The following is a 23,914-nucleotide window of genomic DNA, read 5'->3' as shown; positions in this document are numbered from 1 at the left end:
CGACACGCCCCGTTCAGGGGCGGCAGGCGTCGTCGGCGGCGGGGTCCTCCCGCTCGTCCACGAACCGGCGCAGCAGGGCGCTGAGGGCGCGCACGTCCTCGAGGTCCCAGCGCTGCAGGCGGGCGCGGGTGCCGCCCCCCGCCGGGCCCTGGCGGACGGCGTCGAGCCGGGCCCGGGCCTCGTCGGTGGCCGTGAGCAGGGCGGAGCGGCGGTCCCGGGGGTCGGGCTCGCGATGGATGAGCCCGTCCCCCTCCAGGTCCTTGAGCACCCGGGAGATCTGCGTCCGGTCCAGCATCAAGTGCTCGGCCAGGTCCGAGGGCGTGAGCGGGCCGCGGTGGCAGATCGCCACGAACGCCTTCATGGCACCCAGGGGCAGACCGGGGTGGACCGCCTCGGCCTGCCGGGCCAGCGTGGCCCGGTACTGGCGGACCAGCCGGTTGAACGAGCCCTCCAGCTCGCGCACGGCGGCGTCGAACGCCTCCGGCGCGAATGCATCGGCCCCGGTCCCGCGGCCGTCCGACCCGTGGTCGGCCGGGTCAGCCACGGCGGGAGCGGCGCAGCAGCGGGACGAACGCCGCGGCCGCGGCGCCGGCGGCCAGGGCGCTGGCCGTGGCCCGCCACGCGGTGGAGCGCCCGGTGCCCGCGGGGGCGATGCGGCGCTCGCGCAGCCCGGCGGGGACACGCAGGGCACGAGCGGCGGGGGCCGGCGTCGTCGTCGTCGAAGCCGGGGCGGCCTCCTGCACCTGGGCCTGGGCGACCACGGGCGTCGAGCCGGTGGCGGGCAGGGTCTGCATGGCCTGCGGCACGCTGACGGTGGCGAGGTCGGCGCGCTCGGCGTCGATCCGCTCCGTGGTGGTCATGTGGCCCAGCGGGATGTTCGGCAGGAACAGGATGGCCGCCAGGGCGACCACGGCCAGCGGCACGCCCACCAGGAACGCCTGGGAGATGCCCGTGGCATAGACGTCCTCGAAGATCACGCGCAGGGCGTCCGGCATCTCCGCGACGCGCGGCAGCGAGCCGGACTGCAGGCGCTGGGCCCACTCCGCGCCCGCCGGGCCGAGGGACGCCAGGGCCGCGCCGATGTCCGTCCTGCGCTGCTCCACCTGGTCCGGGACCACGTTGGCCACCACGGCGCCCATCACGGCGACGCCGATCGTGCCGCCGAGGGAGCGGAAGAAGGTCACGCCGGAGCTGGCGACGCCCATCTGGCGCGGGTCCGTGGTGTTCTGCACCACGAGCACGAGGTTCTGCATGGTCATGCCGACGCCGGCGCCGAGCAGGAACATGTAGAGGGACACCAGCCAGAACGAGGTGTCGTAGTGCAGGGTGCCGAGCATCGCGGCGCCGGCGATCAGCAGGACGGCGCCGATCACGAGCCAGCGCTTCCACACGCCGGTGCGGGTGATGACGCCGCCGATCACCGTGGAGGACACGAGCAGGCCGACGATCATCGGGATGGTCATGAGGCCGGCCTGGGTCGGGGTCGCGCCGCGGGCGAGCTGCATGTACTGGGACAGGTAGACGGACGCGCCGAACATGGCCAGGCCGGTGGCGATCGACGCGATCGTGCCCAGGGTGAAGGTGCGGTCTCGGAACAGGGTCAGCGGGATCAGGGGCTCGGCCACCGTGAGCTCGACGACGACGAACAGCACGGCGGCCAGTGCGGCGCCGCCGAGCATCCAGGCGGTGGTGGCGCTGGCCCAGTCGAACTGGTGGCCGGCGTTGGTCACCCAGATCAGCAGCAGTGCGGTGGCGGTGGAGAGCAGCACGATGCCGAGGTAGTCGATGGAGACCTTGCGGGACTCGCGCGCGGGCAGGTGCAGGGTGCGCTGCACCATCACCAGCGCCACGAGCGCGAACGGCAGGGACACGAAGAAGTTCCAGCGCCAGCCCCAGAGGTCGGTGATGATGCCGCCGGCGAGCGGGCCGCCCACGGTGGCCACGGCCATGACGGCGCCGAACAGGCCCGCGTAGCGGCCCCGCTCGCGGGGGCTGATGATGTCCGCCATGATGACCTGGCTGAGCGCGGCCAGGCCGCCGCCGCCCAGGCCCTGGATCACGCGGCAGACGATCAGGAAGGTCGGGTCGGTGGTGAAGCCGGCGGCCGCGGAGGCGGCCACGAAGAGCACCAGGGCCACCTGGAAGAGGACCTTGCGGTCCACGAGGTCGGCCAGCTTGCCCCAGATGGGGGTGGCGATCGCGGTGGCCAGCAGGGCCGCGGTGATCACCCAGGTGTAGGCGGTCTGGTCACCGCCGATGTCGCTGATGATCACCGGCATGGAGGTGGAGACCACCGTGTTGGCGATCATCGAGACGAACATGCCGAGCAGCAGGCCCGTGAGGGCGCGCAGCACGGTGCGGTGGCGGGCGGCGTCGTCGGCGGCCCTCTCCAGTGAGGGGACGGCGGGGGAGTTCCCGACGGCGGCCGGGCCGGCCGTCGCGGGCGGGGCGGTGGTGGTGCTCATGGGGTCCTTCGGTGATTGACACACGTCAATGATTGATTTTCGTCAACTATAAGCCCAAGGGCCCTCCCCGTCGTCCCCGCGCGCCGTTAGCCTGGTCACCTCCCGGCCCCCACGAGAGCGAGCTGCCATGTCCCCCCGATTCCTGCTGATGGCCGACCTGCCCGAGCCTGGCCTGGGCATGCTCCGCGAGGCCGGCGAGGTGGTGCGCGGCGGCGACGTCGGCGGGAACGCGGCGCTCGCCGACCTGTGCGCCTCGGGCGAGTACGACGTCGTGGTGGGCGCCCTGGACCAGCGCTACGACGCGGACCTGCTCGCCCGTGCCCGCGTCAAGGGCATCGCCAACTACGCCGTGGGCTTCGACAACGTGGACGTCCCCGCGGCCACGGAGCACGGGATCCTGGTGGGCAACACCCCGGACGTGCTCACCGCCGCGACGGCGGACATCGCCCTCCTCCTCATCCTCGGCGTGACCCGCCGCGCCGTGGAGGGGGAGCGGATGATGCGCGAGGGCCGGTTCGAGGGCTGGCGGGCCGACATGCTGGTGGGCAAGGACGTCGTCGGCGCGACGCTGGGCCTGGCCGGCTTCGGCCGGATCGGCAGGGCGGTGGCCGAGCGCGCGCTGGCGTTCGGCATGGAGGTCGTCTTCGCGCCGCGCCCGCCCGCGCACCGCGAGGTCCCGGCCGAGGAGCTCGGCGACCTGGCCGGCCGCGTCCGCCAGGTGCGCTGGGAGGAGCTCGTGGAGACCGCGGACGTCCTCTCCCTCCACGTCCCCCTCACGGAGGACACGCGCCACCTCGTGGACGAGGACGTGATCGCGCGGATGAAGGACGACGCCGTGCTCGTCAACACGGCCCGCGGCCCCGTGGTGGACGAGGCCGCGCTCGTGACGGCGCTGCGCGAGGGGCGGCTCTTCGGCGCGGGCTTCGACGTCTACGAGGACGAGCCCGCGATGGCCGAGGGCCTCGCCGAGCTGCCCAACGTGATGCTCCTGCCCCACCTCGGCTCCGCCACGCGCGACGCCCGCGCGGCGATGGCCGAGCTCACCGCCCGCAACGCGATCGGCATGGCGACGGACGGCGAGGCGCCCGCCCTCGTCAACCCCGAGGCGCGCGGCTGACCCTCGGTAGACTGGGGGACCGTGACCCCCGAGAACCCCGCCCCCGCCGCCGTCGACCACCACGACCAGCAGGCCGTGCGCGCCGCCAAGCGCGAGCAGCTGCTGACCTCCGGCCGCCAGGCCTACCCCGTGCAGGTGCCCCGCACGCACTCCCTGGCCGCGGTCCGCGCAAAGTTCGACGGCAAGCACGAGGCCGGCTGGGAGGAGGGCCCCGAGGTCTCCGTGACCGGCCGCGTCGTGTTCCTGCGCAACACCGGCAAGCTCTGCTTCGCCACCCTCCAGGAGTCGGGCGCCGCCGGTGAGGCCGTGCGCCTGCAGGTCATGGTGTCCCTGGCCGAGGTCGGCGAGGAGTCCCTGGGCGAGTGGAAGAAGTCCGTGGACCTCGGCGACTTCCTCTCCGTGACCGGCCGCGTGATCGTCTCCCGCCGCGGTGAGCTCTCCATCCAGGCCGCCGCCTGGGAGATGGCCTCCAAGGCCCTGCGCCCGCTGCCCGTGCTCCACGCGGACCTCAACGAGGAGACCCGCGTCCGCCAGCGCTACACGGACCTGATCGTCCGCGACGAGGCGCGCGAGATGGTCTACAAGCGCGCCAAGATCACCTCCGCCGTGCGCCGCACCCTCGAGTCCCACGGCTACGTGGAGGTCGAGACCCCCATCCTGCAGCTGGTCCACGGCGGCGCCCAGGCCCGCCCGTTCGAGACGCACCTCAACGCGTTCGACCAGGACATGACCCTGCGCATCGCCACCGAGCTGTACCTCAAGCGCGCCGTCGTGGGCGGCATCGAGCGCGTCTACGAGCTCGGCCGCGTGTTCCGCAACGAGGGCGTGGACTCCACGCACTCGCCCGAGTTCACCACCCTCGAGTCCTACGAGGCATGGGCGGACATGCACGTCATGGCCGACCGCATCAAGGAGATCATCCTCAACGCCGCGGACGCGATCGGCGCGGGCCGTCGGATCGAGACCTCCCGGGGCGTCATCGACCTCGACGGCGAGTGGGCCTGGGTCTCCGTGTACCCGGGCCTGTCCGAGGCCGTGGGCCGCGAGGTCACCCCGGACACCGACGCCGAGACCCTGCGCGCCATCGCCGCGGAGCACGACGTCAAGGTGGATCCGAAGTGGGACGCCCAGAAGCTGGTCATCGAGCTGTTCGGCGAGATCGTCGAGCCCACCCTGATGAACCCGACCTTCGTGTACGACTACCCGCCGGCCGCCCAGCCCCTGGCCCGCCCGAACCGCGACGACGACCGCGTGATCGAGGCCTGGGACCTGATCATCGGCGGCATGGAGCGCGGCACCGCGTTCTCCGAGCTGATCGACCCCGTGATCCAGCGCGAGCGCCTCACCGAGCAGTCCCTGAAGGCCGCCGACGGCGACGACGAGGCCATGCAGCTGGACGAGGACTTCCTCCGCGCCCTCGAGTACGGCGCCCCGCCCATGGGCGGCATCGGCCTGGGCATCGACCGCCTGGTCATGCTGTTCACCGACGCCGGCATCCGCGAGACCATCCTCTTCCCGCTCCTCAAGCCGGAGGCCTGACCGTGGCAGCCTTCTGGGAGTACTTCTCCGTCCTGGCCCCGTCCGTCGGGATCGGCCTGGTCTTCTGGCTGGTCATGCGCTCGCTGCTGCGCTCGGACACCGCCGAGCGCGAGGCGCGCCAGCGCCGGGGCGAGGACGCCCGCGCGGCCCGCGAGGAGGCCGAGGCCCGGGAGTGGGCCGCGCGTCGTCGCGGCGACGCCCCCGCCGGGCCCGGGGGCGCCGAGCGCCCCTGAGATCCGCGGGTCGGTCGGGCCCCGGGGCTTCCCCCTGTGGCGAACAGCACCGCCGGGCACCGGCGCCCCTGCGTAGTCTCGACCCGAACCGACGCAAGGAGTGTGCCCATGTTCGAGAGATTCACCGACCGTGCCCGTCGTGTGGTCGTGCTCGCCCAGGAAGAGGCGCGCATGCTCAACCACAGCTACATCGGCACCGAGCACATCCTGCTCGGCCTGATCCACGAGGGCGAGGGCGTGGCGGCCAAGGCCCTCGAGTCCATGGACATCTCCCTGGCCGCCGTCCGGGAGAAGGTCCAGGAGGACATCGGCCAGGGGCAGCAGAACCCGCCCGGCCACATCCCCTTCACGCCGCGCGCCAAGAAGGTGCTCGAGCTGTCCCTGCGCGAGGCGCTGCAGCTGGGCCACAACTACATCGGCACCGAGCACATCCTGCTGGGCCTGATCCGCGAGGGCGAGGGCGTGGCCGCCCAGGTCCTCGTGCAGCTCGGCGCGGACCTCAACCGCGTCCGCCAGACCGTCATCCAGCTGCTCTCCGGCTACCAGGGCGGCGCCCAGGGCGGCAAGGAGACCGCCGGCGCGGGCGTCGGCCAGGGCGGCTCGGAGGGCCAGAACGCCGGCTCCGTGGTCCTGGACCAGTTCGGCCGCAACCTCACGGCCGCCGCGCACGACGGCAAGCTGGACCCCGTGATCGGCCGCGCCCAGGAGATGGAGCGCGTCATGCAGGTCCTCTCCCGCCGCACCAAGAACAACCCCGTGCTCATCGGCGAGCCGGGCGTCGGCAAGACCGCCGTCGTCGAGGGCCTGGCCCAGGCGATCGAGCGCGGCGACGTCCCGGAGACCCTCAAGGGCAAGCAGCTGTACTCGCTGGACCTCGGCTCGCTCGTGGCGGGCTCCCGGTACCGCGGCGACTTCGAGGAGCGCCTGAAGAAGGTGCTCAAGGAGATCCGCACCCGCGGGGACATCATCCTGTTCATCGACGAGATCCACACCCTGGTCGGCGCCGGCGCCGCCGAGGGTGCGATCGACGCCGCCAGCATCCTCAAGCCGATGCTCGCCCGCGGTGAGCTGCAGACCATCGGCGCCACCACGCTGGACGAGTACCGCAAGCACATCGAGAAGGACGCCGCGCTGGAGCGCCGCTTCCAGCCGATCCAGGTGCCCGAGCCCTCGGTGGAGGACGCCACGCAGATCCTGCGCGGCCTCCGGGACCGCTACGAGGCCCACCACAAGGTCTCCATCACGGACGGCGCGCTGTCCGCGGCGGCCTCCCTGGCGGACCGCTACATCTCCGACCGCCACCTGCCGGACAAGGCCATCGACCTCATCGACGAGGCCGGCGCGCGCCTGCGCATCCGCCGCATGACCGTGCCCCCGGAGGTCAAGGCCTACGAGGAGCGCATCGCCGAGGTCAAGGCGCAGAAGGAGGCCGCGATCGACGGCCAGGACTTCGAGGGCGCCGCCCGCCTGCGGGACCAGGAGAAGCAGCTCGAGGAGGAGCGGGAGCAGAAGGAGCAGGCCTGGAGGGCCGGCCAGGACGCCGCCGTCGCCACCGTGGACGAGGACCTCATCGCCGAGGTGCTCTCCCTCTCCACCGGCATCCCGGTGTTCAAGCTCACCGAGGAGGAGACGGACCGCCTGCGCAACATGGAGGCCGAGCTCCACCAGCGCGTCATCGGCCAGGACGAGGCCATCAAGTCCCTGTCCCGCGCCATCCGCCGCACCCGTGCCGGCCTGAAGGACCCGAACCGCCCCTCGGGGTCGTTCATCTTCGCCGGCCCCACCGGCGTCGGCAAGACGGAGCTGGCCAAGTCCCTGGCCGAGTTCCTCTTCGGCGACGAGGACGCGCTCATCACCCTGGACATGTCCGAGTTCCAGGAGAAGCACACGGTCTCGCGCCTGTTCGGCGCGCCCCCCGGCTACGTGGGCTACGAGGAGGGCGGCCAGCTCACCGAGAAGGTCCGCCGTCGCCCGTTCTCCGTGGTGCTGTTCGACGAGGTGGAGAAGGCGCACGCCGACCTCTTCAACTCGCTGCTGCAGATCCTCGAGGACGGTCGCCTGACCGACTCGCAGGGCCGCGTGGTGGACTTCAAGAACACCGTGATCATCATGACCACGAACCTCGGCACCCGGGACATCTCCAAGGGCGTCATGACGGGCTTCCAGTCCTCCACCGACACCTCCACCGGCTACGAGCGGATGAAGGGCAAGGTGCGCGAAGAGCTGCGCCAGCACTTCCGCCCCGAGTTCCTCAACCGCGTGGACGACGTGATCGTGTTCCCGCAGCTGCAGAAGCACGAGATCGTGGAGATCGTGGACCTGTTCGTCTCCCGCCTGGCCAAGCGCCTGGCGGAGCAGGACCTGTCCATCGAGCTCACCCCGGCCGCCAAGGACCTGCTCGCGGACCGCGGCTACGACCCGGCCATGGGCGCGCGCCCGCTGCGCCGCACCATCCAGCAGATGGTGGAGGACCAGCTCTCGGAGAAGATCCTCTTCGGCGAGATCCCGGCCGGCTCCCTCATCACCGTGGACGCCACGGGCGAGGGGGAGGGCGCCGAGCTGACGTTCGCGTTCGCCGGCGGGCGCGCGGCGCTCGAGGGCGACGACGCGGCCGAGCCCGCGGCGCTCCCGGCGGCCGCCGACGCCCCGGTGGAGGGCCGCGAGGCCCCCGGTGCGGACGTCCCCCGCGGGGATGACGCGGGCCAGGACGGCCCGGAGGCCGGCGGTGCCCTCGGGGCGCGCCTGGACTGACCGGCCGCGCGCCGGTGACGCCACGCTCGAGGCGGGGTGGGGGTTGACCCCCGTCCCGCCTCGGGCGTTCTCTGTGCGGACCGTCGGGGCGAGCGCCTCGGCGCCCGACACCGAAGGAGACCGACATGGCTGACATGGGCAACACGTTCGACAAGCTCAAGGGCGACGCGAAGGGCGCCGTCGGCGAGGCCACCGGCGACTCGCACCTCGAGGCCGAGGGCAGGACCGAGTCCGCCGCTGCGTCCGCCAAGGACGCCGCGCGGTCCGCCGGGGACGCCGTCAAGGGCGCCGCCGAGGGCGTGAAGAACGCCGTCTCCCGCGACTGACCCGTCCCTGACCGGGGGCGATCCGGTCCACCCGGGAACGCCTGGGAAATTCTCCCGGTGAGGGGTGGACGACGGGCCCACATGATGCCAGTGTGGGTCACGACCGCTCCCGGTGGTCCTGCCCGGCAGGGAGGCGGTTCCCGTCCCCCGGACCGCGGGCAGCCCCCGAACAGAAGGAGGAGCACCATGGTGGGCTTCGACGACGTGAAGAACCTCGCGAACGAGAACTCCGACAAGATCAACGAGCAGGTGGACGCCGCGCAGGCGCAGCACAGTGACAAGCTGGGCCAGCACGCCGACCTCGCCGACAAGGGCATCGACGGCGCGCAGGACAAGTTCCTGAACGGCCAGTCCGCCGAGAACGAGGGCGAGCAGCAGGCCTGAGCCTGACGAGCCCCTCGTGGGCCCCCGCCCCGGATCCGTCCGGGACGGGGGCCTTCGCGCGTCCGGGGTGTGGACATCCGTCGGCCGCCCCGGGGCCCGGTCCTAGACTGGCGGACATGCCTGCCGCCCCCGTCGTCACCGTCCGCCCGGCCCGCACGCAGGACGTGCCCGCGATCCGCGCGCTGGTGTCCCCCCTGGCCGAACGGCGCCTGCTCCTGCAGAAGGAGGCCGTGGCGTTCTACGAGTCCATCCAGGAGTTCATGGTGGCCGAGGCGGAGGACGGCTCGCTCGCCGGCTTCGGTGCCCTGCACGTGATGTGGCAGGACATCGCCGAGGTGCGGACCCTGGCCGTGGCGGACGCCTGGCTGGGTGCCGGCGTCGGGCACCGGATCCTCACCGCGCTCCTGGAGCGGGCCCGCGAGGTGGGAGTGGCGCGGGTGTTCTGCCTGACCTTCGAGGTCGAGTTCTTCCGCCGCCACGGATTCGAGGTGATGGCGGACCAGTCCGCCGTGGACCCGGAGGTCTACGCGGAGCTGCTGCGCTCCACGGACGAGGGCGTCGCCGAGTTCCTGGACCTGGCCAGGGTCAAGCCCAACACCCTCGGCAACACCCGCATGATCCGCAGCCTCTGACGGCCGATCCCCGGGGCGGCGACGCGCGGTTCCGCCCCCGGCGCATCAGGCGGGGAAGGCGAGGGCGCCGTCGTCGTGGGCCACGAGGAGGCCGTCCCCCAGGAGTCCCGCCACGGCCCGCTCCCACTGGGCGTCGTCCGGGGTGTGCGCGCCCAGGCGGCCGGTCCCGTCGACCGCCTCGCGGAGCCCGCCCCGGGGCACACGCCCGTGCTCCCGGACGGCGGCCATGACGGCCCCGCGCACCTGCCGGTCCGTCCCCACCCAGGCCTGGCCCCTCCGCGCGACCTCGGGGGCGGGCGACCCCGCGGCCACCCACGCGCACCGGGCGCGGATCGGGCAGCGGTCGCACGCAGGGGAGCGGGCGGTGCACACCAGCGCGCCGAGCTCCATGACGGCCGCGTTCCACCGGTTGGCGCGGTGCTCGTCGGCGGGCAGGGCGGCGTGGGCGGCCGCCATCTCGGCGCGGGTGAGGGTCCGGCCCGGGAGGCCCTCGCCGCGGAGAGCGCGGGCCAGCACGCGGCGCACGTTGGTGTCCACCACGGTCTCCGGGATGCCGAACGCGAAGCTGGAGACCGCCGCCGCCGTGTACTCGCCGATCCCGGGCAGGGCGCGGAGGGCGGCCGGGTCCGCGGGGACCTCGCCGCCGTGACGCTCGACGATCGCCCGCGCCGCCTCCTGCAGCCGCAGCGCCCGGCGGGGGTAGCCGAGCCGGTCCCAGGCCGTCAGCACGTCCGCCGTGGGGGCGGCCGCGAGGTCGGCGGGGGTGGGCCACCGCTCCATCCAGGCCCGCCAGCGGGGCAGGACCCGGACCACGGGGGTCTGCTGCAGCATGATCTCGGAGACGAGCACGCCCCACGGCGGGCAGTCCGGGTCCCGCCACGGCAGATCCCGGCCGTGCGCGGCGAACCAGTCCAGCACCTCGTCCTGCAGCGCGGTCAGGTCCGGGCGCGGGGCGGCGTCGTCGTGGGCGGGCATGGCGTCCACTCTAGGGCGGCGCACCGGCCTACCCTGGGACGCATGCCGTCCGCCTCCCCCGCTCCCCGTCCCCGCCCGTCCGCGGCCGTGCTCCGCCGCCGCCGCGTGGTGGCGGGATGCCTGGCGGCGGCGTTCCTGCTCCTGGTGGGCTGGGGGATCGGCGCGCTGGTGAACGCCCTGCTGCCCTCCGGCCGGCCTGACGCAGAGCCGTCCGCGGCCCCCACGCCGGTGTCCTCCCCGACGCCGGCGGCCGCCCGCTCCCTGGACGCCCAGGCCGGCCAGACGCAGGACCCGGCGTCGGTCGAGTCCTGCGCCCCCATGGACCTGCGGCTCGTGGCGGCGGCGGACAGGGAGCGGTACGCCCCCGGGGAGGAGGCGGTGCTCCGCCTGGAGGTGACCAACCTGTCCGGACGTCCGTGCCGCACCGACGTCGGCACGGCGCAGCAGGAGTTCCGCGTCACGGACGCCTCCGAGCAGCAGGTGATGAGCACGCGCGTGTGCCAGGCGGATCCGACCCACGAGGACGTCGTCCTGGAGCCGCGGGACCAGAAGGCCGCCGTGTACCGCTGGAACGGGCGGGCCTCCTCCGCGGACTGCGCCCGGCTCGGACCGGCGGTGGAGCCCGGCGAGTACCGGCTCACGGTGACGCTGGGCGAGGTCACCTCGCGGCCGGTCGCCCTGACCGTCACGGACGGGACGAAGAGCGCCGCACCGGCCTCCTCGCCAGCGGCGTCCTCCGCGGCGCCCGGCCCGAGCGCGACGACGGCGCCCGCCTCCGCCGAGACGTCGTCGGCGTCCCCGTCCGCGTCGAGCTCCTCCGCTCAGCCGTCCTCGCCCGCGCCGAGGGCCTCGGAGCCGACGTCCTCCGCGCCGACGTCGAGCCCCGCGGGGTCCGGGCGGGCGTCCTCGTCCCCGGCCGCCCCCTCGTCCTCCGCGGCGTCCCCGACCCGCTGACCCGCCGGCGTCGGGATCCGCCGCGCCCGGCTCAGGAGCGCGCGCCGGGGGACCGCTGCCCCGTCCAGGACGGGATGGTCCCCAGCGCCTCGGAGAGGGTGCCCACCTGCGCCACGGAGAACCCGGCCGGCACGTCCCCGAGCGGCTCGGGGGAGCGCGGGACCAGGGCGCGGGTGAAGCCCAGACGGGCGGCCTCCCGGACGCGGCGGCCGATGCCGGGCACGGGGCGCACCTCCCCGGCCAGCCCCAGCTCGCCGACGGCGATCATGCCCTGCGGCACGGGGGCGCCGAGCTTCGCGGAGGCGATCGCCACGGCCACGGCGAGGTCGGAGGCGGGCTCGGAGAGCCGCACCCCGCCCACGGTGGCCACGTAGCAGTCGTCCTGGGCCAGGGCGAAGCGGGCCCGGCGCTGGAGCACCGCCAGGAGCATGTTCACGCGGGCGGCGTCCACGCCGGAGACGGTGCGGCGGGCGCTGCCGCCGCCGGAGGGTGTGAGCAGGGCCTGGACCTCCGCCACGAGCGGGCGCCGGCCCTCCAGGGTCACGGTCACGCACGTGCCCTCCACGGGCTCCTGCGTGCCGGAGAGGAACAGGCCCGAGGGGTCGTCGAGGGACTCGATGCCGTCCTCCCGCAGGTCGAAGCAGCCGACCTCGTCCGTGGGGCCGAACCGGTTCTTCACGGCGCGCACCAGCCGCAGCCGCGAGTGGCGGTCCCCCTCGAACTGGCAGACCACGTCCACGAGGTGCTCGAGCAGGCGCGGCCCGGCGATGGAGCCGTCCTTCGTCACGTGCCCCACGAGGATCGTGGTGATCCCCTTCTCCTTGGCGGTGCGGATCAGCGACGCCGCGACCTCCCGCACCTGGGTGACGCCGCCGGCCACGCCCTCCACCTCGGTGGACTGCAGCGTCTGGACGGAGTCCACGATCACCAGGGCGGGGTCCGTCTTCTCGATCTGCCCCAGCGCCCGGCCGAGGTCCGTCTCCGCCGCCAGGCGCAGCGTGTCCGCCAGCGCCCCGATCCGGTCCGCGCGGGAGCGCACCTGCGCCGCGGACTCCTCACCCGTCAGGTACAGCACGTCCCGCGGCCCGCCGCCGGCGGCCCCGCGGGCGGTCTGCGCGGCCACGTCCAGCAGGAGCGTGGACTTGCCGATGCCGGGCTCGCCCGCCAGGAGGATCACGGCCCCGGGGACCAGGCCGCCGCCCAGCACCCGGTCCAGCTCCCGCACGCCCGTGGTGCGGAAGGAGGCCAGCGTGGCGTCCACGTCCCTGATCCGGGGCGCCGCCTGCGCCACGGTGGACGCGTGCGTCCGCCCGGCCGTGGCCGCACCGCCGGCCTCCTCCACGGTTCCCCACGCCTGGCACTCGCCGCAGCGGCCCACCCACTTCACCGTGGTCCAGCCGCACTCGGTGCAGCGGTAGGACGGGGCGCGCTTGGTGGAGGACTTCGTGGCCATGCCGTCACCCTAGCCACGGGGGCGGACGCGCTAGGTGTTCCACTTCATGAGGTTGTTGACACCGTGGCTACTTCGGCAGCCACGTCCGCGAACATCTTCACTCCGAGGTAGGGCTCCATCGGTAGGAGTTCGCCCTGACCGGGCGGAGTGGGCTCCGGGTCGGTCGGCGGCTCCGGGCCGTCGTCTTCGCTACGGAACTCGATGCAGTGGTACTGGTCGCCGTACCGCTGGCCGGGCTGGCGTAGCCACTCGCCTGGCGTCTGCCCGCACTCGGCGATGTACCAGATACCGCAGGCGTCCTCGTAGCGACCTTCGCGGGCAGGCTGGTCGTGGATACACCGGTCGCACCAGTTGGACTGCCAGGCGTAGCCGTCGTCACTGTTGGCGAACGGCGGGTGGTCGCGCGGCGCGACTCCTGACGTCTTCGTCCCCATGCCCTTTCCTCTCGCTCCTCAACTCGCCGACGAGCGAGGTCTCGGCGGGTCACATACCCGAGGAAGTACCGCCAGAGGCCTGCTGACGTGAGCCAGCCAATTGGGCTTGCTCCCCAGAACATGGGCCGCGGCGAGCCCATGACCTTCTTGTTGAGCCTTGCCGACATCGGCAGGTAGAGCGGCAGTCCGATCGCGGCGTAGGTGACCATGATCCACACCGTCCGGCGAACATCAGACATTGGTCTGCTCCTGCTGGCTCGCGCGCCGCTGGGCCAACGCTTCGCCGGCGACGGTGCCGCCAACGACCTTCCAGAGGAACTCCGTCAGGGGCTGCGGATCGGTTCCGCCGAGTGCCTCGCCGATCAGGGCGTAGACGTCCTCCTCGATCTCGGCGACCTTCGCTGAGGCGGCGGAACCCTCCGCTGTCAGGGCGAGTTCGACGCTGCGGCGGTCCTGCTTCGACGGGGTGCGTTCGATGTAGCCCTTGCCAACCAGTCGGTCGACGAGGCGACTGGGGCTCTGCCCGCTGTCGCAGACCAGCAGCCCGCCGAGGGCGCTCAGCGTGAGGGGCTGGTGGTCACTCAGGATTCGGAGCACCTCTGCCTGGGATGGGGTCAAGCCAAGTGCGCGCAGCCCCTGAGCAAGGAGGCGGTTGCCTTCCCGCTGGGCAGCGAGGATGAGGTAGCGGAGTTCTTCGACGGCGCGCATTGATGCTCTCTCCTTACAGCGACTCGTCAGCGAGGAACTCGGCGACAGCCTGGCTGTAGGTTTCTGGGTGGGTGAACCGGAACATGTGCCCGGTCCGCTCCAGCACGCGCTCTCGGGCATGCGGGATGCCATCGCGCAACACGCGGGCCGCATCGTCCCCGATGAGCGTGTCGTGGGACGGCGTCAAGATCAGCGTCGGGACCTGAATCCGGTCCAGCTCGTCGGTGTAGTCGGCGTTCAGTACGGCCGTGACGCGAGCGCCGAATGACGTCGCTGGCGTGTGATCGAGAAACAACTGGCGACTCTGCGACTCCGACCAGGGCACCTGCCCTTCGGTGTCGTGCGGCGAGGCCAGTCGGTGGGCGTGGGCGCGAAGCACCATCTGGCGGTATGCCGGACCCCGCAGCCTGCCCATGAGGCGCATCGCTGCCTTCCAGGCGGGTGAGGTGATCGGGTTTGCAGCGAAGCCACCCGAGAGCACCAGGCCCGAAAGCCCCTCCGGCTGACGGGCTCCCAGCGCCAGGGCGATGTTCGCGCCGAAGGAGTCGCCGACCAGCACGTAGTCGCCCAGGTCGGCGACCTCGGACGAGAGCGCATCAGCGTAGGCCTCGATGTCATCGAGACTCTCGGGGAGCCGCATGGTCCGGCGAGGGTGATCGGCGAGGGCGGTGAGTTGCTCCACCTCCCAAGGGGCACCAGAGAAGCACGGGACGAAGACCAATGTAGAGTTGCTCATGATTAGATGTTACGACATACATGTTGAAACATCTAGTGTCTCCGTCGGTGAGTGCGAGTGCCTACCCACGCGAATGCTCCGCTCACACCTGAGGGCCGGAAGCGTCTGTGCGAACGCGTCGACGCTGGTCGTCCGCTCGCTCATGTCGCTGACGAAGGGGGCATCAGTCGCGCCGCGCTGACGAAGTGGTACCGCCGTTGGCTGCTGCACGGGGAGCCCGGCCTGTACGACCGGACCTCTCGGCCCGACCATCAGCCCACCCGCACACCGAATGACATCGAGGAGATGGTGGTCCAGTTGCGGACGGTCGAGAAGTGGGGGCCAGCACGCATCGCCGGGCACCTCTCCACGGTCGGCGATGGATCGATCAACATCAGCCCCGCCACGGTGTGGCGCATCCTCAATCGCAACGGCATCAGTCGCCTGCGGGACCTGGACATGCCGACGGGCGAGTCCAAACGCGAGCCTCGCCGGTACGAGCACGCCGCTCCGGGCGACATGATACATGTCGACGTGAAGAAGGTCGGCCGTATCCCGGAGGGTGGCGGTTGGGCCGTCCACGGGCGTGGCACCGAAGAAGCGCTAGCCTCCCGCCGCGTCGCCAGCAGGCGTCCCGGCTACGTCTACATTCACGCGGCGGTGGACGACCACAGCCGCCTGGCCTACGCCGAAGTCCACCCTGACGAGCGGGCGGGTACCGCTGCCGCGTTCTGGCTTCGGGCGGTGCTGTTCTACCGCGAGCACGGCATCACGACATTCAGTCGGTGCCTCACGGACAACGGCCCGGCGTACCGCTCCAAGGTCTTCAACGACGCCCTCGCAGGAACCGGAACGGCTCACAAGTACACGCGCCCGCACACGCCCCGGACGAACGGGAAGGTGGAGCGCTTCAACCGCACCATGAAGGAAGAGTGGCTCTACGTACGCGCCTACGCCAGCGACGGTGAGCGCACCGCCGCGCTGGCGGCATTCCTGAACACCTACAACCATGACCGTCCGCACAGCAGCCTGGGCAACAAGCCACCGGCCAGCCGGGTTCCGATCACGTCGTACCGGGTCCAGCCTCAGCCGAAGGTGCTCGACGTTCCTCAGATCGAGGGCCTCGGGCACGAGCCCACCCTGTTCGATCTCCTGTAAACAACCTCATGAAGTGGAACAGCTAGGTGTGATGTCCAGGGAGGTTGTTGAGCCTGCTGGCAGGTGCGGCTCCGATCGCGGAGTGGACTCGGTGATGATTGTAGAAGTGCACCCACCCAGGCAACGCGGCCCTGCGTTCGGTCTCTGAGCCGTAGAACTTGGCGTAGGCCCACCCGTCAGCGAGCGTGCGATGGAACCGCTCGATCTTCCCGTTCGTCTGCGGTCGGTAGGGCCGAGTCCGCTTGGGCTTGATCCCGAGCTCGGTGCAAGCATCCCGCCAGGCATGCGAGCGGTAGGCCGAACCGTTGTCCGAGAGCACCCGCTCCACCTCCACGCCCAGCTGCGCGAAGTGAGCGACCGCGCGGCGCAGCACCGCGATGGCGGTCTGGCTGCGTTCGTCGGAGTGCATCTCGACATACGCGAAGCGGGAGTGGTCATCGATCACGGTGTGCAGGAAGCCCACCCCGAGCCGGGGCTGGTATCGGGCATCACGGGTTCCTTCTCGGTCCGAAGTCGCCGCGCGGTGCTTCATGCCCTGCTGACGCCCGACGAATCGGTGCCCGCCCCCGTCGGGGATGCGTCCGAACTTCGTGACGTCAACGTGGATCAGCGAGCCGGGGTGGGGGTGCTCATAGCGGCGGATCGGCTCGGCGGTGACCCGGTCCAGACGGGCGAGGCGGTTGATCCGGCAACGCACGAGCACGGCATGGACGGTGGATGCCGGCATCCCGAGTTCTGAGGCGATCTGCACGGGCCCCAGGCGTCGGCGCCTTCTGGCGGCCACGATCTGTTTCACCACTGCAGGCGATGTTCTGGTCGGCATCGTGGCCGGCCGGCTGGACCGGTCGACCATGCCTGCAGGTCCCTCGGCCCGGAAGCGGGTGGCCCATTTGCGTGCGGTGGGTGGGGAGACCATGAACATCTTGGCCGCGGTGGCGACCGCCCAGTGCTCATCGACGATGAGCTTGGCCAGGCGTAGACGGGCGCGAGGGGTCAGGGCGGCGTTAGCGTGGGACATGAAGGCCTTCTGTTCGCGTGAGCGGTTTCTTGACAACTCCACTCTCGCAACAGGAGGCCTTCGCCTGTCAGCTGCTCACGCAACAACGTCCCTGGACATCACAGCTAGGCGCCCCGCGGCGTCGTGCGCGTCAGACGCGCGGCAGGTAGGTGAGCGCCTCCGCGTGGGAGGCGCCCGTCGCCTCGATGAGGTCCACCATCATGGGCCGCAGCAGCATCACCAGCGCCTCGCCGTGCACGGTGCCCCCGGCCAGCTCGTGGGGGTCCAGCCACGAGGCGGAGGCGCCCAGGGCGTCGCGGGCCACGTCCAGGGAGCGGTGCCGCCCCTCGGCCTGCGGCTCGGCCAGCGAGCGGTGCAGGATCTCGACGGCGTCCGCGGCGTCGTCGAACCAGGCCGCCAGGCGCTCGCGGTGGTCGCCGTCCACGGCGCCGTGGTCCAGGATCGAGACCACGCGGCGGGCCACGATCCGCAGGGAGCGGACGGCGAGGTCGGAGCGGTCGGCGGCCACGGCCATGACGTCCGCCGCGTCGCGGGCCGGGCGCTGCAGCGGATTCAGGACGGTCTGCTCCCGGGTGACCTTGAGCTCCTTGCGGACGTCCTCCAGTGTCGACTGCGTGCGCCGGCACTCCACCAGCGCCATCCACGCCGTGCGGGACTCCTCCGCGCGGAGGGCGGCGGAGAGCTCCCGCAGCACGGAGGCCATGGACTCGTAGAGGCCGCGGAGCTGGCGGGCGGGCAGGCGCGTGGGGTCCCGGGGGGACAGGAGGGTCACCAGGAGGGCGAGGAGGCCGCCCACCAGGGCGTCGGCCGAGCGGGCGAAGGGGCCGTCCGCGTTGAGGGGGAGGAGCACCACGAGCACGGACTGCAGGGACATCTGCATGGTGAAGGTGGCCCCGGAGTCCAGGAACCGGGCCGCCAGCACCGAGACGAAGACCACGAGGACCGCCTGCCAGAGGCCGCGGCCCAGCGCCGCCATCATGAGGTCCCCGATGAGGATGCCGAGCGTGCAGCCGAACGCGACCTCGGCCACCTTGCGGACCCTGGGCTCGCGCTGGAATCCGAGGGCGATCAGGAGGGCCGTCGCCGCGAACAGGGGCTGGGCGTGCCCGAGGACGGTCTCGGCGAACCAGTAGGCGCCCACCGCGCACACGGCCATGAGGGCGGCGTGGCCCACCGAGGAGCGCAGCCGGGACCAGCCGGCGCGGGCCCGGCGGCGCAGGAACCTGCCCACCCCGGAGGGCCCTGCCGCGGCGGGCACCGCGGGCAGGGTCCCCGTCGCGGTGGCGTGGCGGTCCGTCATGGGCGCCACCCTAGCGCCGGGCCGGCCCACCTCGGGGCCCCGCGACGCCCGTGGGTGTCACGCATCACAGGGGGCCCCGGACCAGTTCACCGGCTGTTCATCCTGCGCGGACACGCGATTCATCTCACGCCCCTACCGTCTCAAGAGTCGCGGCGCGACCGTCCTGCTGTCCGGGAGCGCCGTCATCACCGTCACCCTGACTGAAAGAGGCATCCTCGTGAAGGCTCTCCGCTTCGGCCGCTCGGCCGCCCTCCTTTCTGTGGCCGCCCTTGCCCTGACCGCCTGCGGCGGCGGCAACGACTCGGCCTCCTCCTCTTCCTCCGCCGCGTCCTCCTCGGCCGCCGGCTCCTCCTCCGCGTCCTCCTCGGCCGCCGGTTCCTCCTCCGCGTCCTCCTCGGCCGCCGAGTCCTCCTCGGCCTCGGGCTCCTCCTCCGCCGCTCAGGGTGGCTACGCCATCGACGTCCCCACCGCCTCCGGCACCCTCATGGGCTCCGGCGCGTCCTCCCAGGAGGCCGCCATGACCGCCTGGACCGAGGGTGTCAAGGCCACCTCCCCCGAGCTGCAGGTCCAGTACTCCCCGGACGGCTCCGGCGCCGGCCGCAAGGCGTTCCTCTCCGGCGCGGCCACCTTCGCCGGCTCCGACGCCGCCCTGAAGGACGAGGAGAAGACCCAGGCGCAGGAGGTCTGCGGCCCGGACGGCGCGTTCCACGTGCCCGCCTACGTCTCCCCGATCGCCGTGGCCTACAACCTCGAGGGCGTCGACTCCCTGAACCTGGACGCCGACACCATCGCGAAGATCTTCTCCAAGAAGATCACCAAGTGGAACGCCCCGGAGATCGCCGCCCTCAACGAGGGCGTCGAGCTGCCCGACACCGCCATCACCGTCGTGCACCGCGCCGACGAGTCCGGTACCACCGAGAACTTCACCGCCTACCTGGACCAGGTCGCCCCCGAGGCCTGGACCTACGGCAAGGTCAAGGAGTGGCCGGGCGACATCACCGCCGAGTCCGCCCAGGGCACCAAGGGCGTCGTGTCCCAGGCCGCCGCCACCAACGGCGCCATCACCTACGCCGACGAGTCCGGCGTGGGCTCCCTGAAGACCGCCAAGGTCGGCAAGGACGGCAAGTTCGCGGAGATCTCCCCCGAGGCCGCCGCCAAGATCGTCGCGGACGGCAAGAAGCAGGACGACGGCTCCATCGAGCTCGACCGCGCCAACGCGGGCGAGGGCGTGTACCCGATCGTGCTCGTCTCCTACCACATCTTCTGCAACCAGTACGGGGACCAGGAGACCGTCGACCAGGTCAAGGCGTTCGCCTCCTACGTGATCTCCGAGGACGGCCAGAAGGCCGCCCAGGAGGCCTCCAAGTCCGCTCCGCTGGACGCCGAGCTGGCCAAGGAGGCCAAGACTCGCATCGACGCGATCAAGGTCGGCTGATCGGCCGTCACTGACGCGTGAGCAGTCACCGCAGGTCACCGGCCGCTGAACTCCCTTCGGGGGTCGGCGGCCGGTGGGCTGACCGGCGGCCGTCACCCGGGCAGCAGGCGTCTCCGCGGCCGCTGCGTCATCACTCCACCGATCACGAGGGAAGGCATCGTGTCCCACACCGCAACTGAGGCGGCCCCGAGCTCCTCCGCCCTGAAATCGTCGCGGGCGGGGGCCGCCGGAGACAAGGTCTTCTCCGGTCTCGCCCTGGCCGCCGGCGTCCTCATCCTGCTGATCCTCGCCTTCGTGGCGATCTTCCTGGTGTCCGAGGCCTGGCCCGCGCTGTTCCCGGCCGAGGGCGCGAACCTCGAGTCCGGCGACTCCTTCTGGGGGTACGTCTGGCCGCTGATGGCCGGCACCGTCATGGCGGCGATCATCGCCCTGCTGCTGGCCACGCCGGTCGCCGTCGGCGTCGCCCTCTTCATCTCCCACTACGCCCCGCCGAAGATCGCCCAGCCCGTCGGCTACGTGATCGACCTGCTGGCCGCCATCCCCTCCGTGGTCTACGGCATCTGGGGCTGGCTCACCCTGGCGCCCCTGATGGTGCCGATCTACGAGTGGCTGAACGAGTACCTCGGCTGGCTGCCCTTCTTCGGCGGCTCCGTGACCTCCACCGGTCGCGTCCTGATGACCTCCGGCATCGTGCTGGCCGTCATGGTCGTGCCGATCATCACGGCCCTGTGCCGTGAGATCTTCTCCCAGACCCCGAAGCTCCACGAGGAGGCCGCCCTGGGTCTGGGCGCCACCCGCTGGGAGATGATCAAGATGACCGTGTTCCCGTTCGCGCGGGCCGGCATCGTCTCCTCCATCATGCTCGGCCTGGGCCGCGCCCTCGGCGAGACCATGGCCGTGACCATGGTGCTCTCGCCCGGCAAGTTCAGCCCGTCCGTGATCGAGGAGGGCCGCAACGCGACCATCCCCTCGGAGATCGCGCTGAACTTCCCGGAGGCCTACGGCATCCGGCTCAACGAGCTCATCGCGGCCGGCCTCATGCTCTTCGTGATCACCCTCGTGGTGAACATGGTGGCGCGCTGGATCGTGAACAAGCACAAGGAATTCTCGGGGGCCAACTGATGAGCACCGCACTGAACGACACGCCGACGCGGGAGAACACCCCGGCGTCGAAGCACACGCAGAACTCCCTGACGGCCGGGCAGAAGCCCCGCTGGACGTGGATGGCCGTGGCCGCCGGCGCCGTGGTCCTGGGCCTCGGCCTCGAAGCCCTGCTGGCCGGCGGGTTCGCCGACTTCTCCATCGCGCGCTTCATCATCCTGGCCGCGATCCTCTTCGTCGCGGGCATGTACGTCGCCACCCGCGTGCTGGAGAACCGCCGCCAGGCCACGGACGGCCTGTGGCGCAACCTCGTGTGGGCCGCATTCCTGATCGCCCTGGTCCCGCTGATCTCCGTGCTGTGGTCCGTGGTGGCCGACGGCGGCGCGACCCTGTTCGGCAACCCGCAGCTGCTGGTGAACGACATGCAGGGCGTCACCGGCGTCACCGACGCCCAGTACGTCCAGGCCGGCGAGCCCATGGGCGACCTGCCCGGCGGCTTCGCCCACGCCCTGGTGGGCACGTTCCTCATCACCGTGATCGCCACCGTGATCGCCGTGCCGATCGGCCTGCTGACCTCCATCTACCTGGTGGAGTTCGGCCGCGACGGCTGGCTGTCCCGCGCCATCATCTTCTTCGTCGACGTCATGACCGGCATCCCGTCCATCGTGGCGGGCCTCTTCGCCTTCGCGGCGATGTCGGTGGTGCTCGAGATGGTCATGGGCTCCGGCCCGAAGGCGCTGCAGTCCGTGAAGATGGGCCTCACCGCCGCCATCGCGCTCACCGTGCTGATGATCCCCGTCGTGGTCCGCTCCACCGAGGAGATGCTCCGCGTGGTGCCGAACGAGCTGCGCGAGGGCTCCTACGCCCTCGGCGTGCGGAAGTGGCGCACGATCTTCAAGGTCGTGCTCCCCACCGCCATCTCCGGCATCGCCTCCGGCATCACCCTGGCGATCGCCCGCGTGACCGGCGAGACCGCGCCGATCCTCGTGACCGCCGGCTTCGCCTCCGCGGTGAACTGGAACCCGTTCGACAACTGGATGACCGCCCTCCCGGTGTACATCTACCGTCAGCTGGTCGCCCCGACGTCGCCCACGGCCATGGACGCCTCCACGTCCCGCGCCTGGGCCGCCGCCCTGGTCCTCATCATCATCGTGATGGTGCTGAACCTCCTCGCGCGCATCGTCGCCAAGGCCTTCGCCCCCAAGACCGGCCGCTGACGCCGCCACCGCCGCCCCCGCGCGGGGCGGCGGCCGGCGCGGCCACCAGACTCCCGCTCTCCAGCGATCCTCGAAAAGGAAACAAGCTCCCATGTCTAAGCGCATCCAGGCCAAGGACGTCGACGTCTACTACGGCAAGTTCAAGGCCGTCGAGGGCGTCAGCATCGACATCGCCCCCCGCACCGTCACCGCGTTCATCGGCCCGTCCGGCTGCGGCAAGACCACGTTCCTGCGCGCCATCAACCGCATGCACGAGGTGCTCCCCGGCGCCCACGTCGAGGGCCAGCTGCTCCTCGACGGCGAGGACGTCTACGGCCCCGGTGTCGACCCGGTGACGGTCCGGTCCCAGATCGGCATGGTCTTCCAGCGCCCGAACCCGTTCCCCACCATGTCCATCCGCGACAACGTGCTGGCCGGCTACAAGCTCAACGGCACCCGCCTGACCAAGTCCCGTGCGGACGAGATCGTGGAGAAGTCCCTGCGCGGCGCCAACCTCTGGAACGAGGTCAAGGACCGCCTGGACAAGCCGGGCTCCGGCCTCTCCGGCGGCCAGCAGCAGCGCCTCTGCATCGCCCGGTCCGTGGCCGTCGAGCCGGACGTGATCCTCATGGACGAGCCCTGCTCGGCCCTGGACCCGATCTCCACCCTGGCCGTCGAGGACCTCATCAACGAGCTCAAGGAGGACTACACGGTCATCATCGTCACGCACAACATGCAGCAGGCCGCGCGCGTGGCGGACAAGACCGCGTTCTTCAACATCCAGGGCATCGGCCAGCCGGGCAAGCTCATCGAGTACGCCGAGACCAACACCATCTTCAACAACCCGTCGAACCAGCAGACCGAGGACTACGTCTCCGGCCGCTTCGGCTGAGCCGACCCCCGGCCCCGCACGCAGGCCCCCGCCCGGACATCCGGGCGGGGGCCTGCGTCGTCGTGAAGGGAGGTGTGCGTCGACGTGTCAGCCGAGCAGGGGCAGCAGCACGGCGCCGGCGGCGAAGGCCAGGGACCCGCACACCAGGGGCGTCGCCACCCACCATACGGCCACCCGCGCCACCGCGCCCCACCGCACGGACGCGTAGGACTGGGTCTGGCCCGCGCCGACGATCCCCGCCACGCCCGTGTGCGTGGAGGACAGGGGCAGGTGCAGGAGCATCGTGCCGGCGAAGAGCAGGACGGCCGGCACCACGGCGGCGACGGCGGCGCGCAGCGGGTCCAGGATCACCAGGCGCTCCGTGAGGGTCCACGCGATGCCCCACGCCCCGCCCAGGGTGCCGATCCCGACGGCCGCCGCTGCGACGAACGCCGCGCTCAGCTCCGTCCCCGGGGGCAGTCCCGTGCCGACGGCGGCGGTCGCCACGAGCACCGCCAGGGGGAGCAGGCGCAGCGCCGCCTGCACGCCGTGCCCCAGCGCGATGAGCCCGGTGGAGACCGCCAGGGCGATCCGCGCACGGTGCTGCACGTTCACGGTGGTGCCGGTGGTGGCCAGGCGCAGCACGGGCCGCGCCGTCAGCCGTGCCAGGCCCCAGGCGAGGACCGGGGACAGCAGCAGGCTCGCCGCCACCTCCCACCGTGCGCCGTTCTCGAAGGCGGGGTCCAGGCCGCTGCCGAGCGCCGACACGGACGCGACGTGGGCGGCGGCGAGCGAGGCCAGCAGGGCGTGCGTGGTGGACGTCGGCGCCCGGAAGCGCCACGCGAGCACGCCCCAGCCGAGCGTCACCGCGGCGGCCACCCCCACGAGGGCCAGGACCTCCGGGCGCGCGGTGCCGCCGGCGACCATCAGGGGCAGCCCCAGGGTCAGCATCAGCGCGCCGAGCAGCACGCCGACCGCGTTCAGCAGGGCGGACAGGATCAGGGCGACGCGCGGCGTCAGCGCCCGGAACCGGACCGCCAGGGCGACGGCGTTCGGGGCGTCCCGGAATCCCATCAGCCCCCCGACCGCCAGCAGCAGGACCAGCACCGGGACCAGGAGCGGCGCGGTCACGCCCTGCCCCCGCGGCGG

At 72.1% G+C, this 23,914-nt stretch carries 22 protein-coding genes and 1 pseudogene; 13 read left to right on the top strand and 10 right to left on the bottom strand.

Annotated elements, in window-relative coordinates; all coding sequences use genetic code 11:
• Window positions 1-13: 13 nt before the first annotated feature.
• On the bottom strand, window positions 14-544 hold the full coding sequence (locus KW076_RS01215; RefSeq protein WP_224355831.1) for a MarR family winged helix-turn-helix transcriptional regulator: 531 nt from the start codon (window positions 542-544) through the stop codon (window positions 14-16).
• Window positions 537-2,465 (bottom strand): MDR family MFS transporter, encoded by a 1,929-nt coding sequence (locus KW076_RS01210; RefSeq protein WP_224355830.1) that lies wholly within the window; start codon window positions 2,463-2,465, stop codon window positions 537-539. Before KW076_RS01210 ends, KW076_RS01215 begins: the two co-directional genes overlap by 8 nt.
• Before the next feature lie 127 nt (window positions 2,466-2,592).
• Between KW076_RS01210 and KW076_RS01205 the strand changes: the two genes are divergently transcribed.
• From KW076_RS01205 to KW076_RS01175, 7 genes are all read left to right on the top strand, one after another.
• Window positions 2,593-3,582: a 2-hydroxyacid dehydrogenase gene (locus KW076_RS01205; RefSeq protein WP_224355829.1), complete on the top strand. Its 990-nt coding sequence runs from the start codon at window positions 2,593-2,595 to the stop codon at window positions 3,580-3,582.
• Between the two features lie 21 nt (window positions 3,583-3,603).
• On the top strand, window positions 3,604-5,121 hold the full coding sequence (gene lysS, locus KW076_RS01200) for a lysine--tRNA ligase (protein WP_224355827.1): 1,518 nt from the start codon (window positions 3,604-3,606) through the stop codon (window positions 5,119-5,121).
• A gap of 2 nt (window positions 5,122-5,123) precedes the next feature.
• Complete coding sequence (locus KW076_RS01195) at window positions 5,124-5,354, top strand: hypothetical protein (protein ID WP_224355826.1); 231 nt, start codon at window positions 5,124-5,126, stop codon at window positions 5,352-5,354.
• A gap of 108 nt (window positions 5,355-5,462) precedes the next feature.
• Entirely contained in the window at window positions 5,463-8,105 is a 2,643-nt protein-coding gene (locus tag KW076_RS01190; RefSeq protein ID WP_224355824.1) for an ATP-dependent Clp protease ATP-binding subunit, read from the top strand.
• A gap of 125 nt (window positions 8,106-8,230) precedes the next feature.
• Window positions 8,231-8,431 carry a CsbD family protein gene (locus KW076_RS01185; RefSeq protein WP_224355823.1) on the top strand — a complete coding sequence of 67 codons (201 nt, stop codon included), beginning with the start codon at window positions 8,231-8,233 and terminating at the stop codon, window positions 8,429-8,431.
• Window positions 8,432-8,617: 186 nt separating this feature from the next.
• The gene (locus KW076_RS01180) at window positions 8,618-8,815 is read left to right on the top strand and encodes a hypothetical protein (RefSeq protein ID WP_224355822.1); all 198 of its coding nucleotides are present in this window, start codon (window positions 8,618-8,620) and stop codon (window positions 8,813-8,815) included.
• 116 nt (window positions 8,816-8,931) lie between these two features.
• Entirely contained in the window at window positions 8,932-9,447 is a 516-nt protein-coding gene (locus KW076_RS01175) for an amino-acid N-acetyltransferase (protein ID WP_224355820.1), read from the top strand.
• A 45-nt stretch (window positions 9,448-9,492) separates the two neighbouring features.
• On the opposite strand, the gene KW076_RS01170 is transcribed toward KW076_RS01175, so the two are convergent.
• Window positions 9,493-10,422, bottom strand: a complete 930-nt coding sequence (locus tag KW076_RS01170) for an HhH-GPD family protein (RefSeq protein ID WP_224355819.1) — start codon at window positions 10,420-10,422, stop codon at window positions 9,493-9,495.
• Between the two features lie 42 nt (window positions 10,423-10,464).
• On the opposite strand from KW076_RS01170, the gene KW076_RS01165 reads away from it, so the two are divergent.
• Window positions 10,465-11,376 carry a hypothetical protein gene (locus tag KW076_RS01165; protein WP_224355818.1) on the top strand — a complete coding sequence of 304 codons (912 nt, stop codon included), beginning with the start codon at window positions 10,465-10,467 and terminating at the stop codon, window positions 11,374-11,376.
• Between the two features lie 31 nt (window positions 11,377-11,407).
• On the opposite strand, the gene radA is transcribed toward KW076_RS01165, so the two are convergent.
• The 4 genes from radA to KW076_RS01145 all read right to left on the bottom strand — a co-directional run bounded on the left by radA (window position 11,408) and on the right by KW076_RS01145 (window position 14,707).
• Window positions 11,408-12,829, bottom strand: a complete 1,422-nt coding sequence (radA, locus tag KW076_RS01160) for a DNA repair protein RadA (RefSeq protein ID WP_224355817.1) — start codon at window positions 12,827-12,829, stop codon at window positions 11,408-11,410.
• 44 nt (window positions 12,830-12,873) lie between these two features.
• Window positions 12,874-13,263 (bottom strand): hypothetical protein, encoded by a 390-nt coding sequence (locus tag KW076_RS01155; RefSeq protein WP_049161062.1) that lies wholly within the window; start codon window positions 13,261-13,263, stop codon window positions 12,874-12,876.
• 231 nt (window positions 13,264-13,494) lie between these two features.
• Window positions 13,495-13,971 carry a MarR family winged helix-turn-helix transcriptional regulator gene (locus tag KW076_RS01150; RefSeq protein WP_129666293.1) on the bottom strand — a complete coding sequence of 159 codons (477 nt, stop codon included), beginning with the start codon at window positions 13,969-13,971 and terminating at the stop codon, window positions 13,495-13,497.
• Between the two features lie 13 nt (window positions 13,972-13,984).
• Complete coding sequence (locus KW076_RS01145; protein ID WP_049161065.1) at window positions 13,985-14,707, bottom strand: alpha/beta fold hydrolase; 723 nt, start codon at window positions 14,705-14,707, stop codon at window positions 13,985-13,987.
• 57 nt (window positions 14,708-14,764) lie between these two features.
• Here KW076_RS01145 and KW076_RS01140 point away from each other — a divergent pair.
• Window positions 14,765-15,745: pseudogene (locus tag KW076_RS01140) on the top strand (IS481 family transposase); the annotation flags it as partial.
• A gap of 121 nt (window positions 15,746-15,866) precedes the next feature.
• Here the strand turns inward: KW076_RS01140 and KW076_RS01135 are convergent.
• Window positions 15,867-16,862: an IS481 family transposase gene (locus KW076_RS01135; protein WP_224355816.1), complete on the bottom strand. Its 996-nt coding sequence runs from the start codon at window positions 16,860-16,862 to the stop codon at window positions 15,867-15,869.
• A gap of 130 nt (window positions 16,863-16,992) precedes the next feature.
• A complete protein-coding gene (locus tag KW076_RS01130) occupies window positions 16,993-18,162 on the bottom strand; it encodes an FUSC family protein (protein ID WP_224355815.1) in 1,170 nt (389 codons plus the stop codon).
• Window positions 18,163-18,379: 217 nt separating this feature from the next.
• Here KW076_RS01130 and pstS point away from each other — a divergent pair, with 217 nt between their 5' ends.
• The 4 genes from pstS (at window position 18,380) to pstB (ending at window position 22,786) form a co-directional block, all read left to right on the top strand.
• Window positions 18,380-19,597, top strand: a complete 1,218-nt coding sequence (gene pstS, locus KW076_RS01125) for a phosphate ABC transporter substrate-binding protein PstS (protein WP_286670225.1) — start codon at window positions 18,380-18,382, stop codon at window positions 19,595-19,597.
• A 159-nt stretch (window positions 19,598-19,756) separates the two neighbouring features.
• Entirely contained in the window at window positions 19,757-20,719 is a 963-nt protein-coding gene (gene pstC / locus KW076_RS01120) for a phosphate ABC transporter permease subunit PstC (RefSeq protein ID WP_224355814.1), read from the top strand.
• Window positions 20,719-21,915 (top strand): phosphate ABC transporter permease PstA, encoded by a 1,197-nt coding sequence (pstA, locus tag KW076_RS01115; protein ID WP_224355813.1) that lies wholly within the window; start codon window positions 20,719-20,721, stop codon window positions 21,913-21,915. The genes pstC and pstA overlap by 1 nt, the downstream gene beginning before the upstream one ends.
• Window positions 21,916-22,006: 91 nt before the next feature.
• Window positions 22,007-22,786 (top strand): phosphate ABC transporter ATP-binding protein PstB, encoded by a 780-nt coding sequence (gene pstB, locus KW076_RS01110; RefSeq protein WP_224355811.1) that lies wholly within the window; start codon window positions 22,007-22,009, stop codon window positions 22,784-22,786.
• A gap of 87 nt (window positions 22,787-22,873) precedes the next feature.
• On the opposite strand, the gene KW076_RS01105 is transcribed toward pstB, so the two are convergent.
• Window positions 22,874-23,896 (bottom strand): inorganic phosphate transporter, encoded by a 1,023-nt coding sequence (locus tag KW076_RS01105; RefSeq protein WP_224355810.1) that lies wholly within the window; start codon window positions 23,894-23,896, stop codon window positions 22,874-22,876.
• Window positions 23,897-23,914 lie beyond the last annotated feature (18 nt).

Origin of the sequence: Micrococcus porci, assembly GCF_020097155.1 — a bacterium.
In the GTDB taxonomy this organism is placed as follows: domain Bacteria; phylum Actinomycetota; class Actinomycetes; order Actinomycetales; family Micrococcaceae; genus Micrococcus; species Micrococcus porci.
The sequence above is the reverse complement of the archived record's forward strand: the minus strand, read 5'-3'. Positions and strand labels throughout refer to the sequence as shown.